5 protein-coding genes are annotated in these 13568 nt (G+C 63.9%); 3 read left to right on the forward strand and 2 right to left on the reverse strand.

All coding sequences use genetic code 11. From position 1 onward, the window contains the following. Window positions 1-10682: non-ribosomal peptide synthetase (locus tag HX786_RS28360; protein WP_178912909.1), on the reverse strand; the 10682-nt coding region annotated here is incomplete at its 3' end. Between the two features lie 209 nt (window positions 10683-10891). Here HX786_RS28360 and HX786_RS28365 point away from each other — a divergent pair. Both HX786_RS28365 and HX786_RS28370 read left to right on the forward strand, forming a co-directional pair. Continuing rightward, entirely contained in the window at window positions 10892-11143 is a 252-nt protein-coding gene (locus HX786_RS28365) for a type II toxin-antitoxin system HicA family toxin (protein WP_063028501.1), read from the forward strand. Continuing rightward, window positions 11140-11496 carry a type II toxin-antitoxin system HicB family antitoxin gene (locus HX786_RS28370; RefSeq protein ID WP_003208166.1) on the forward strand — a complete coding sequence of 119 codons (357 nt, stop codon included), beginning with the start codon at window positions 11140-11142 and terminating at the stop codon, window positions 11494-11496. Before HX786_RS28365 ends, HX786_RS28370 begins: the two co-directional genes overlap by 4 nt. On the opposite strand, the gene HX786_RS28375 is transcribed toward HX786_RS28370, so the two are convergent. Further along, window positions 11497-12669 (reverse strand): MFS transporter, encoded by a 1173-nt coding sequence (locus tag HX786_RS28375; protein ID WP_102369571.1) that lies wholly within the window; start codon window positions 12667-12669, stop codon window positions 11497-11499. It abuts the gene before it with no gap. A gap of 134 nt (window positions 12670-12803) precedes the next feature. On the opposite strand from HX786_RS28375, the gene HX786_RS28380 reads away from it, so the two are divergent. After that, the gene (locus HX786_RS28380; RefSeq protein WP_177069832.1) at window positions 12804-13388 is read left to right on the forward strand and encodes a TetR/AcrR family transcriptional regulator; all 585 of its coding nucleotides are present in this window, start codon (window positions 12804-12806) and stop codon (window positions 13386-13388) included. Window positions 13389-13568: the final 180 nt, after the last annotated feature.

Raw genomic sequence — 13568 nt, forward strand, 5'->3', positions numbered from 1 at the left:
AGCACGTCCTGCCAGATCGCCGCAATACGGCGTTCCAGCTCGCTGTGCGGCGCTACATGCAGCGCATGGGAACCTTGTAGCTCCGGCACCGGCAAGGCCTTACGGTCGAGCTTGCCATTGGGTGTCAACGGCAGTTGATCAAGGATGACCATCTGGGCCGGCACCATGTAGTCCGGAAGCGTCTGCTTGAGCCAGACACGCACATCGTCTTGCACACCGGACTGCGCCCCAGGCTCCAACACCAGATAGGCAATCAGACGAGTGCCGCTCTGCGCTTCATGGGCCACCACCACGGCTTCGTGGACAGCGACATGTTGCAGCAGGCGCTTCTCGATTTCGCCCAGCTCGATGCGAAACCCACGCACTTTGGTCTGATGATCGATGCGTCCCACGTACTGGATTTCGCCATCGGCCAGATAGCGTACCAGGTCACCGGTGCGGTACAGCCGAGCTGCGCGATCGCCGAACGGGTCCGGCACAAAGCGCTCCGCCGTCAGGTCCGGGCGCAGCAGGTAGCCCCGGGCGATACCGGCGCCGGCGAGGTACAACTCACCGACCACGCCGACCGGCACCGGCTCCAACTGTGCATCCAGCACATAGCTGTCGGTACCGGCCAGCGGTCGGCCAATGCTCGCCCGGCCACCCGCTGTGCGGCGTACGTAAGTCGAATACGTGGTGTCTTCGGAAGGCCCGTACAGGTCATACACATGCTTCAGCGTGGCCTGCTGGTAAAGCCCATCCACGAGCGTCTGCTTCAGTGGCTCACCGGCGAGGTTGATGATGCGCACGCTGTCGGGAATCTGCCCGGCCTGGTGCAACGCAGCAATCGCCGAGGGCACGGTGTTGATCAAGGTAACCCGGTCCCGCGCCGGCAAATCCGCCAGCGCCAGGGCATTTTCAGCCAGGATGAAGAAGCCGCCACTGGCCAGGGTGACAAAAAGCTCCCACACCGACAGGTCGAAGCAGATCGAGGTTGAAGCCAATACCCCCTGCAAGTCCTCGCGACGGTAGACACCCTGGGCCCACTGAATCAGTGAAACGGCATTGCGATGGCTGATGGCAACACCCTTGGGCTTGCCGGTCGAACCCGAGGTGTAGATCACATAGGCGAGATTATCAGCGCTCGCCAGGGCTGGCAGGTCGGCACAATCGGGGTGTTGCGGGTCAACGCTTTCAGAGGGCACCTGCAGCACCTCCAGGCCGCCCCCCATGCCTTGGGCATCCGTCAGCAACAACCGGGCCTGACTGTCTTCCAGCATGTAGGCCAATCGGTCGGCCGGATAGTTGGGGTCCAGGGGCACATAGGTGCCGCCGGCCTTGAGCGTCGCGAGCAACGCCACAACCATTTCCACCGAGCGAGGCAGCAGCACACCCACCCGCACTTCCGGCCCTACGCCGCGCTCACGCAGGCGGCGGGCCAGGCGATTGGCACGTGCGTTAAGCTGGCGATAGTCGAGGCATTCGGCGCCAAAGATCATCGCCAACTGGTCAGGTGCCTTCCGGGCCTGAGCCTCGATCAGCTCATGCAAGCCCCCCTCGAAAGTGCCACTCAGTTCGAGGCTGTTCCAGTCCCGCAGGATCGTTTGGCGCTCATCGGCGTCCAGCAGCGCAAACTGCGCGACAGCCTGCCCAGGCTGGCTGACGATAGCGTGCAGCAGGTTCTGCCAGTGGTGCGCCAGTTGTTCAATGGTGCTGCGCTGGAATAGATCGGTGGCGTACGTCAGGGACGCCGCCAGGCCGCCGGCCACTTCGCCGGTGTCCAGGCTCAGGTCGAACTGGGACGTGCCGCTGTCCCAGGCCACGCCCTCGATCGACAATCCTGGCAACTGCGCCGCGCCAGTCTCACGGTTCTGGTGATTGAACAGCACCTGGAACAGCGGGCTGTGGCTAAGGCTGCGCCGGGGTTGCAGAGCATCCACCAACTGCTCGAACGGCAAGTCCTGGTAAGTCTGGGCGTCGAGCACCGACTGACGAACCTGTTGCAGCAGATCGCTGAACGAAGCCTGGCTGTCAAACTCGGCGCGCAGCACCTGGGTGTTGACGAAGAAGCCCACCAGGCCTTCGGTTTCCATGCGATTACGGTTGGCTACCGGCACGCCGACACGGATGTCGCCTTGCCCGCTGTAGCGGTGCAACAGCATCTGGAATGAAGCCAGCAACAGCACGAACAACGTCACCTGTTCGCGTTGCGCCAGGACCTGCAAGCCAGACGCCAGTTCCGCTGGCAAATTGAAGTCCAGGCGTGCACCACGCAAGCTCTGTTCGGCCGGACGCGGGAAGTCGAAGGGCAGCTCCAGCACCGGTTGCTCACCGCCCAATTTCTCACGCCAGTACGCCAGTTGCCGGGCGCTTTCGCCCTCGGCCATCCACTGGCGCTGCCAGACGGCATAGTCGGCGTACTGCAGCGCCAGCTCTTGCAAGGCGGTCTCGGTGCCCGCGCAGAACGCGCGGTAGAACTGGATCAACTCGTCGACAATGATTTGCATCGACCAGCCATCGGAAATGATGTGGTGCTGGGTAATGATCAGGACGTGATGGTCAGGCTGCACCCTCAGCAACTTGACGCGCATCAGCGGGCCGTTGAGCAAGTCGAACGGACGCTGGATTTCGTGCTCAACGGCTGCAGCAATCCCGTGGACATCCACGGCTTGCTGTTCAACCACCTGGGCCCGCCGTGGCTGGATCACCTGCCAGGTCTGCTCGCCTTCTTCGACGAAGGTGGTGCGCAAGGCTTCATGACGCTGCACCAGCGCCTGGAACGCTTGCTCCAGTGCCGCCACATTCAGGCTGCCACGCAGATGCAGCGCGGTGGGCACGTGGTAGGCCGCGCTGTCGGGGTCCAGTTGCCAGAGGAACCACTGGCGCTCCTGGGCCGATGACAGCGCCATCGGCCGGCCGCGTTCCAGGGCCAGCATGGGCAGGCTTTCCTGCACCTGAAAACCCGCGCACGCGGCGGCGAAAGCCAGCAGTGTCGGATGCTCGAACAACGCTTTCAACGGCACTTCAAGCTTGAGCGCATGCCGCACCCGGGAAATAACCTGGGTCGCCAGCAACGAATGGCCACCACGCTCGAAGAAATGATCATTAAGGCCGACGCGCTCTACCTGCAACACCGCCTGCCAGATCGCCGCCAACTGGATCTGCAACGGGCTGTGAGGCGCCTCGTAGGCCTGCCGAGGCTGACTCAGGTCCGGCGCAGGTAATGCGCGGCGGTCGAGCTTGCCGTTGTTGTTCAACGGCAGCGCGTCCAGCCACACCCAATGGCCCGGCACCATGTAGTCGGGCAGTGATTGAGCCAGGATAGCGGCCAGGTCAGCAGACCCGGTGGCTACGCCTTGGGCGGCTACCACATACCCCACCAACTGCGCGCCTGTGGGTCCTTCGTAGGCGATCACCGCGGCTTCGTGCACCTGCGGCAGGGCTTGCAGGCACGCTTCGATTTCGCCCATTTCGATGCGCAAACCGCGGATCTTCACCTGATGGTCGATCCGCCCCACGTACTCCAGGGCATGATGTTGGTTGTAGCGGGCCAGGTCGCCACTGCGGTACAGGCGCGCACCCGGCACACCGGCAAACGGGTCCGGCAGGAAGCGTTCAGCCGTCAACGCGGGACGGTCAAAATAGCCCTGGGCCAGGCCGGCCGGAGCGCCGATGTACAGCTCACCGACACCGCCGACGGGCAGCAGCTCAAAGGCGCTGTCGAGCACATACAGCGCACGACCCGCGATGGCCCGGCCAATCGGAATGCCGAACGCATCGCTGGCATCCGCCAACTGGCAGTCGTGCACACTGGACACCACGGTCGCCTCAGTGGGGCCGTAGGTGTTGAGCAGGCGCACCTTGCCCAGCCCGGCGTCATGCCAGGCTCGCAGGCCTTCAACCGACATCGCCTCACCGCCTACGTGGACCTGGCGCAAGTTGCCCAGCGAACGGCCATCGACGGCACACTCCTTGGCTAACAGGTACCAATAGGCTGCCGGCAAGTCGGCCAGGGTTACGCCCTGCTCTACGATTTCCCGAGCCAGTTGCCCCGCATCCCACAGTTCGTCACCGCGCATGACCAGCGCAGCACCGACGCACAGCGGCGGGTAGCATTGCTCGACGAAACCATCAAAGCTGAATGTCGCGAATTGCAGCACCCGGTCCGTGCAGGACAGCACGCTGTAGTCTTCGGCACTCTCGCAGAATTGGCCGAGGGCGGCGTGATCGATCGCCACACCCTTCGGTTGCCCGGTGGAGCCGGAGGTGTAGATCACATACGCCAGGTCGGCGGCGACGGCATGGCTTGGCGGGTTGCCGCAGGCGTAAGCTGCCAGTTCTTCACCCGACGCGGTGAAGTCCACGCGGGTCAACGATGCGGGCAACGGTAAATCTGCCAGCAGGCCGGTTTCGCAGAGCAGCAGATCCAGGCGGCTGTCCGCCAACATGTAGGCCAGGCGTTCGTTGGGGTATTTGGGGTCCAGCGGGACATAGGCCGCGCCGCTTTTCAGCACCGCCAGCAGGCTGACGATCAACTGCGGGCCCCGTCGCGCAGCCAGGCCGACGCGCCGGCCGGGGCCAACGCCGTGCTCCAGCAAGCGATGAGCCAGGCGGTTGGCCCGCTCATTGAGCTCGCCGTAGCTCAAGCGTTGACTGCCCGCCAGTACCGCCAGCGCAGCCGGAGTGGCCTGGGCCTGGGCGGCGATGCGCTCGTGGACCAACCCGTGATGACGGGTGCTTGCCGCCCGGGATTGACTCAGGCCAAGCATGGCGCGACGGCCAGGCTCATCGAGCAATTGCAGGCTGCCAAGGCTGGCGCCAGGGTCTGCCGCCAGTTGCACCAACAGGTGTTGCAGGTTGGCGCTCAGCTGGGCGACCTGGGCCTCGCTGAAACGCGCCCGGTCATAGCTGAACTCCAGGCGCAGGCTGCTGCCCAGCTCGATACCCAGGGTCAACGGGTAGTTAGTGCGCTCGTGGTTGTGCAACTGGCCAAACGACAAGCCAGCGGGCGCGCCCTGCTTGAGCGCTTCGGCGACGGGGAAGTTTTCGAACACCAGCAACGTGTCGAAGAGCGCCGCGCCCTGCTGGCCGGCCCACCCCTGAATGTCGTACAGCGGCACATGTTCGTGATCACGCAGGCCAAGGTTCAAGGCTTGCAACTCGCCCAGCCAGGCGGCGGCCTGTTGCGCCGGGGCGGGTGTGCTGATCATCGGCAAGGTATTGATAAACAGCCCCAGCTGTTGCTCGATACCTGGCAGCGGCGCGGAACGCCCGGCGACCGTGGCACCGAACACGACGCACGGCTGGCCGGTGTAGCGTTGCAGCAGCACACTCCAGGCTCCCTGGAGCAGGGTGTTGAGGGTGATTTTTTGCTGACGGGCGAACTCGCTCAGGGTGGTGGTCAACGTGCTGTCGAGAACCACCTGATGGTCGGCCATGCCTGCGCCGTCCACCGGTGGGCGAAGGGCCTCGGCCAACAACGTCGGGGCTTGCACCGGGGCCAGGCTGGCGCGCCAGAAGGCCTCGTCCGCCGCTGACGATTGTTGCTGCAACCAGCCCAGGTAGTCGCGAAATTGCCCCAGGGGCGCTGGCAGCGCCTGACCGGCGTAATGGCTGATGACTTCGCCGAGCAGCTGTGCGTTGCTCCAGCCATCCATCAGGATGTGATGACTGGTGTAGATCAAATGCCAGCCGCTGCCGGCACCACGCACCAGCGTCAGACGGAACAGCGGTGCGACGCTCAAATCAAAACCGCGCTCGCGCTCGGCGTCGGCCAGGGCGTCAAGGTCGGCGTCGACCGCCTCGATCACCTGCAACTGCAGGTCGACCTGGCGATGGATCACTTGATGGGCACTGTCGAGTCCCAGCCAATGGAAACTGCTGCGCAGGATGTCATGCCGATCCAGCGCAGACTGCCACGCACGGCCGAAAGCCAGCAAATCGAGGCCTTCGATGTCCAGGCGCAGTTGGTTGATATAGGCCTGTGCCTGGGGCTCGTAAAGGGTGTGGAATAACATCCCCTGCTGCATCGGCGACAACGGGTAGATATCGTCGATGGCCGGCCCTGCTACCGGCAGCGCGTCGAGTTGCTGCTGGGTCAGGTGGGCCAGCGGGAAATCGGACGGCGTGACGTGCCCCGCCTGGGTAGCGCAGCAATGCTCGATCAATGCTGCCAACTCGACGGCATAATCGTCGGCCAGGCGCTGGACGGTAGCGGCCTGGAACATCTCGCGGCTGAAGCCCCATTGCAACGCGAGCTCACCGCCATACACCTGGCCCTCCAGGGTCAGCCAGTTGGCCAGCGGTGCCTCGCCGTCCTGGGCCTGGCCACTGCTTTCGCTGGCCGGCACGAACAGCGCCGAGTCATTGAACTGACGGTCGAACTGCCCCAGGTAGTTGAACGTAATACGCGGCCCCGGCAACCCGGCCAGCGCTTCACGCGCCTCAGGCTCGCCCAGATAGCGAAGCAATCCGTAGCCCAGGCCCTTGTCCGGCACTGCGCGCAGTTGTTCCTTGACCGACTTGATCGCCGCCGGCAGCTCGCCTTGCGCCTGCAAGCGCACCGGGAACAGGCTGGTGAACCAGCCCACGGTGCGGGTCAGGTCCAGCGCTTCAAACAGGTCTTCACGGCCATGGCCTTCGAGCTGGATCAACGCTGCGTCCTGCCCGCTCCAGCGGCTGACCACCCGTGCCAGGGCTGTGAGCAGCAGGTCGTTGACCTGGGTGCGATACGCCGCCGGCGCGTGTTGCAGCAACTGGCGGGTCAGCTCGGGGTTGAGGCGGGTTTCGATCTTTTCCCCCAGGCGATTTTGCAACCCGCCCTGTGGGTTGTCGCAGGGTAAATCGGCTGTGCCCGACTGTGCCTGCCAATACGGCAGTTGCCCATTCAGCGTTCGCGCGTGGGCCTGCAAGTGCTGCGCCCAAGCCTGATAGGCGCTGGTCTTGCCCGGCAACTGCGCAGGCGCGCGGTAAGCCTGCTGCAGGTCCTCCAGCAGGATGCGCCAGGACACACCGTCCACCACCAAGTGGTGCAGCACCAGCAACAGGCGCTGGCTTGCGTCGGCCATGTCTACCAGCACGGCACGCAGCAGCGGGCCCTGCTGCAGGTCGAGACTGCGCTGGGCCTCCTCGCACAATGCGGCCAATTCGCTGTCGGTGGCGGCACTTGCCTGCCATAGGCCTGACTCGCTGACGGGGGCCGTGTGGGCTTGTTGCCAGCCATCGGCGCCCTTCACAAAACGCAGGCGCAAGGCATCGTGGTGGTTGATCAGCCGGGTCAGTGCGACGTCCAGTGCTTCGGCCACCAGCGGCTCGCGCGGCGTGAGCAACAACGATTGGTTCCAGTGCTGACGTTCCGGGATCGCCTGTTCGAAAAAGCCCTGCTGCACCGGAGTCAGGATCACCTCGCCGCTGACCGGGCCCTGGTCGATCGTGCTGGCCTGGTCAAAGCTCGCCACCAACGCCAGGCTGCGCACACTCTGGTACTGGAACAGGTCGCGGGGGCTGAGGCGAATCCCCGCCTGGCGCGCACGGCTGACCACCTGGATCGAGATGATCGAATCACCGCCAAGCTCAAAAAAGTTGTCTTCCAGGCCGACCTGCTCAATGGCCAGCACATCACTCCAGATCGCCGCCAAGGCTTTTTGCAGGTCATTTTCCGGCGCCACAAACGCCTGCTGCGGCGCAGCTTCCGGCAACGGCAAGGCCTTGCGGTCGAGCTTGCCGTTGGCGGTCACCGGCAATTTCACCAGCGGCATCAGGTGGGTGGGCACCATGTATTCCGGCAGGCTGTTCAACAGCCACGCCTTGAGCTCCGGTTGCCACGGCGTGGCAGGCTCGCCTCCCTCCAGCACCAGGTAAGCAACCAACTGTTTGCCCCCCTGCACCAGCACCACGGCCTCGCGCACCAGCGGGTGTTGCATCAGGCGGGTCTCGATTTCACCCAGCTCGATACGCAGGCCGCGCAGCTTGACCTGATGATCGAGGCGGCCGAGGTATTCGATCACACCGTCGGCGCGCTGGCGCACCCGGTCGCCGGTCCGGTACAGCCGCGCACCGTCATTGAACGGGCACGGCACAAAACGCTCGGCGGTGAGCGCCGCGCGGCGGTGGTAACTGCGGGCCAGCCCGGTGCCACCGAGGTAAAGCTCACCGCTGACGCCTGCCGGCACAGGGTTGAGTTGCGCGTCGAGGATGTAGGTTCCCAGATTGGCAATGGGGCGGCCGATGGGCACGCTGTCGGCACCTTCGTCGATGCAGGTCCAATGGGTGACGTCGATGGCCGCTTCCGTCGGGCCGTAGAGGTTGTACAACCCGGCGCCCGGAAGCTTGGCGAATACCTGCAACTGCGCATCCAGCGCCAGCGCCTCGCCACTGCATACGATGCGCTTGAGGCTGGCGCAGGCCTGCACGCCCGGCTCGTGGATAAATGCCTGCAGCATCGACGGTACGAAGTGCAGCGTGGTGATGGCGTGCTCGCCAATGGTCTCGATCAGGCGAGCCGGCTCGCGATGCGCGCCGGGTGCTGCGACCACCAGCCGTGCGCCACTCATCAACGGCCAGAAGAACTCCCACACCGACACGTCAAAGCTGAACGGGGTTTTCTGCAACACTGCGTCGCTGGCATCCAGGCCATAAGCCTGCTGCATCCAGCACAGGCGGTTGACCAACGCACGATGGCTGTTGCCTGCGCCCTTGGGCTTGCCGGTGGAGCCGGAGGTGTAGATCACATAGGCGAGGTTCAGCGCGTGCACGTTGACGGCCAGAGGCTCGCGGCCGTAATCGTCGAGCCAGCCTTGTGCCTGGTCGAGTGCGATGACGTTGATGCCGTCGACCGGCAAGGTCGACAGCAGGCCCTGCTGGCAGAGCAGCAGCCCGATGCCACTGTCTTCGATCATGTAAGCCAGGCGTTCGCGGGGGTATTCAGGGTCCAGCGGGACGTAGGCGCCGCCGGCCTTGAGAATCGCCAGCAGGCCGACCACCATTTCGATGGAGCGCTCGATGCAGATCCCCACCAGTACGTCCGGGCCAACACCCTGCTCCCGCAGGGCATGGGCCAACTGGTTGGCGCGCGTGTCGAGCTGCGCGTAGGTCAACTGCGTCGCGCCGAACACCAGGGCAACGGCGTGCGGAGTGCGTTGTACCTGGTCTTCGATCAGGTGGTGGATGCCGCGTTCGGTCGGGTACGCCTCGGCCGTCTGGTTCCAGTCATGCACCAGCACGTGCTGCTCTGCGGCGGCGAGCATCGGCAGTTCACCGATGCGCTGGCTGCCATCGGCGACCATCGCCTGCAACAGGCTGAGCCAGTGCCGGGCCATGTGCTCGATGGTGGCGGCGTCGAACAGGTCATTGGCATAGGTCAGCGCGGCGTGCAGGGTGCCGGACTTCTCGTAGGTGTCCAGGCTCAGGTCAAACTGGGTGGTACGGCCTTGCCATTGCACCAGGGACAGTTCAAGCCCGGAGGCGGTGTTGACCGCGGCGATGTCCCCCACTTGCGGCTGATGGTTGTACATCACCTGGAACAGCGGCGTGTGGCTCAGGCTGCGCTCGACTTTCAAGGCTTCTACCAGGCGTTCGAACGGCAATTCCTGATGGGCCTGGGCGCCCAGTGCGTGTTCCTTGATGCCTTGCAGCAATTCGTCGACGCGGGTTTGCCCGGTCAGTTCGGTGCGCAACACCTGGGTATTGACGAAGAAACCGATCAGCCCTTCGACTTCGCTGCGGTTGCGGTTGGCAATCGGCACGCCAACCCGAATGTCGCCCTGCCCGGTGTAGCGATGCAGCAGCACGTTGAACGCGCCGAGCAGCAACATGAACAAGGTCACATTGTGTTTTTGCGCGCAACTGCGCAACTGCGCAGCCAGCGCCGGATCAATCGCAAAGTCATGCCGGGTGCCCTGGTAGCTGGGCATCGCCGGGCGTGGATGGTCGATGGGCAGTTCCAGTACCGGGTGCTCATCTCCCAGGCGTGCCTGCCAGTATTCCAGCTGACGAGCCTGCTCGCCGGCCTCCAGCCAGCGGCGCTGCCACAGGGCGTAGTCGCTGTACTGGATCGGCAGGGCCGGCAGTTGCGGCGGCTCGTTGCGCTCATGGGCGTCGTAGCAGCGAATGAACTCGTCGATCAGCACGTTCATCGACCAGCCGTCGGACACGATGTGGTGCAAGGTCAGCAGCAGCACGTGTTCCTGCTCGGCCAGCTTGAGCAATTGCACCCGCAGCAGCGGGCCGTTGGCCAGGTCGAAGGGCAACAGCGACTGACGGGTAGCGGCCTGCATCACCGCCTGCTCACGCTCGGCGGGTGCCAGGGCGCTGAAGTCCAACTGTTCGACAACCAGCGGCGACTGCGCGGCCACTTGCAACAGACGATCATCCGCCTGGCGCTGGAACACCGTGCGCAACGTCTCATGGCGGGCCACCAGGCTGGCGAACGCCTGCTCGATCGCCGGCAGGCTCAAGGCGCCCTTGAGCCGTACCGCGCCGGGCAGGTTATAGGCGCCACTGGCCGGGTCCAGTTGCCACAGAAACCACATCCGCTGCTGCGCATAGGACAGCGCCTGCCGGTCCTCGGCCTCCACCCCTGCCGGGATCGGAAACCGGGAAAAATCCACCCCTTCCTTGTGTAGCGCCTGGAGGAACATCTGGCGTTTTTCCAGGGGCAACCCGATAAACCGGCGAGCAAGTTTCAAGGAGTCTTCAGCGTTCATTTCTTGGGATCCGGGGCAATAGGCAGGAAGCACAAAGGCACGTCGTCCCTATAAAACGAATCCGGAAGGGAAAAATTAGCGGGGGATTGGGGACGCAGACCACGGTGTCATCAAGGGTTACATCAAACACCGAGAGGCTCGGCGCGGCTGTCCTATCATTGACGCAACCCATCAATTGCAACTACATTTAGTTGCAGGCGAGAATCACCGTGTCGAAAAATGAAAAGCTGCTGGCCAAACTGCTCAATGAGCAATCGGCCTTTACCTGGCCCGAACTCGTCACGCTGCTGCGGCGCCTGGGATACACGCAAATCGAAGGGGCGGGTAGCCGGGTCAGGTTCGACATAGGCGACCCCAGTGCAATGATCACCCTGCACAAGCCTCACCCCGGCAACGAACTGAAACACTACATTCGGCGCCAGATCATCGAACAATTGAAATCAGGAGAACTGATTCAGTGAACAACCAGCTGAAACACAAAGGCTACATCGGCTCCATCGAAGCCAGCATCGAAGACAACTGCCTGTTCGGAAAGCTGCTTTTCATCAAGGCCCTGGTCAGCTACGAGGGCAAAACCGTCGCCGAACTGGACGCCGCCTTTTGCACCGCCGTGGACGACTACATCGAGACCTGCCAGGCCCTTGGGCAAGCACCGGAAAAGCCCTGCAAGGGTTCGTTCAACGTCCGTGTCGGCCACGACCTCCACCTGGCCGCCGCCCTCGCCGCGACCCGGCAAAAAGTCACGTTGAACGATCTCACGCGCCAGGCGCTGAACGAATTCCTGCAACATCGCGGCGCACTGGTGACCGGGTAATCACCCCAGCCGCCGATACCCCAGCACCGCCGCCCCAAGCACCACCGCACCCGCCGCCAGCGCCACCCAGAACCCGCTGGGTGCGCCGAAGCGGTCGATCATCCAGCCGGAGCTGGCAGCACCAATGGCCACGCCGATGCTCAGGCCGGTGATCAGCCAGGTCATGCCTTCGGTCAAGCGGCTGGGCGGAACGATTTGTTCCACCAGGGCCATGGACACGATCAGGGTCGGGGCGAAGAACAGGCCGGAGATGAAGATCGCGGCTGCCAACCCCGGAATATTCGTCACCAGCAACAACGGCAGCGTGGTCACGGCGGTGGCCACGCCGCAGTACAAGAACTGGCGCGGCAGCGGTGCTTTCAACTTGAGCGCACCAAACGCCAGCCCGGCCAGGCACGAACCGATGGCGTATACCGACAATACAATGCTCGCCGCGGCGGGCTGGCCCTGATGCTGGGCGAACGCGACACTGACCACATCCACCACCCCAACGATGATGCCCATGGCCATCAACAGCACCATCAGGATCAACACCGAGGGCGAGGCAATCAGCCAACGGCCGTGCTCGGCGTGATGTTCATGCACCGGTGGCTCGGTCTGGCGTTGCAGCACAAAGGCGGTCACGCCCACTGCCAGAAACAGCGCGGCAATCAACGGCCCCGCTTCGGGGAACAGCAGCACGCACAGACCCACCGAGACCGGCGGGCCAATGATGAACACCACCTCGTCGAGCACCGACTCCAGGGCAAACGCCGTTTGCAGTTTGGGCTGGCCGCGATACAGCTCGGTCCAGCGCGCCCGCACCATGGCCGACATGTTGGGCATGCAACCGGCCAGGGCGGCAAAGACGAACAGCGTCCACGTTGGCGCCTGCACCCGGGTGCAGAGCAACAGCAGCAGCAGCGCGCCGCCGCCGATGGACGCGGCCACCGGCAACACCCGGCCCTGGCCATAACGGTCCACCAACCGTGAGACCTGGGGCGCGCAAAACGCGGTGGCCAGGGCGAAGGTAGCGGTCACCGCACCGGCCAAACCGTAACCGCCGTGCACTTGCGACAGCATGGTGATCAAGCCGATCCCGGTCATGGAGATCGGCATGCGGGCCAGCATGCCCGCCAATACGAAAGCCCTGGAACCTGGCGCCTGGAACAGCTCGGCGTAGGGGTTTGCCATGGTGTGTAACCTCTTCCTGAGCGCCCTGAAACTTGCTATTCGAGGTTTTCGGGGCAAAATACATACGGTGCGTATGTGACAAATCATGCGTAACATACGCGTCGTATGTCAATCACCTATTGTGAGCCTTACCCATGAGCCGAGCCCGTGCCGACATGATCGAAGACACCCGCGCCCGCCTGATCGCCAGCGCCCGCCAGGCCTTCGCCACACAAGGCTACGCCCAGACGTCGATGGACGATTTCACCGCTCGCGCCGGCCTGACCCGGGGTGCGTTGTACCATCATTTTGGCGACAAGAAAGGCTTGCTCGCGGCAGTGGTTGCGCAGCTCGACGGTGAAATGGACGCGAGCCTGCAGCGTATCTCGGAGCAGGCGGTTGATCCTTGGGAAGGGTTTTGCGAGCGCTGCCGGATTTATTTGCGTATGGCTCAGGATCCCGAGGTCCAGCGCATCGTATTGCAGGATGCCCCGGCGGTGCTGGGCGCAACTGACCAGCAGCAATGCGTGGACTCGCTGCGCCGGTTGCTCGATGACTTGATGCAGGCGGACCTAGTCGAGCAGGCGTGCAGCCAGGCGCTGGCGAGGCTGATCAATGGCAGCCTGGTGAGCGCATCGCTGTGGATCGCCCAGGATGGAGACTCGGGTGTGCGGCTGGAAGAGGCTCTGCGAGGGCTGGAGTTGTTGTTGCGCGGGTTGAAGCCCGATGCCGTTCGCTGAACGAGTGCGGCGGGGGTGGTCAGGATCCAGGGGGGCATATCCATTATTTAGGTAACGGCCACCTATGGTTCCGCTCTTACAGCGGCTCACTTTGGAAAAGCCCCAAAGTAAGCAAAGGGCTCTGCCCCGCCTGTCGGCACCTCGCCTAGGCTCGGTGTTCCCTCACTCCGGCATTGCTCC

The organism is Pseudomonas sp. 21615526 (genome assembly GCF_013386245.1).
Classification (GTDB): domain Bacteria; phylum Pseudomonadota; class Gammaproteobacteria; order Pseudomonadales; family Pseudomonadaceae; genus Aquipseudomonas.

Bases quoted from the DNA above. Each gene is read 5' to 3' on its own strand.
- HX786_RS28375 (WP_102369571.1), bottom strand. From the start codon at position 12,669: ATGGCAAACCCCTACGCCGAGCTGTTCCAGGCGCCAGGTTCCAGGGCT.
- HX786_RS28380 (WP_177069832.1), top strand. From the start codon at position 12,804: ATGAGCCGAGCCCGTGCCGACATGATCGAAGACACCCGCGCCCGCCTG.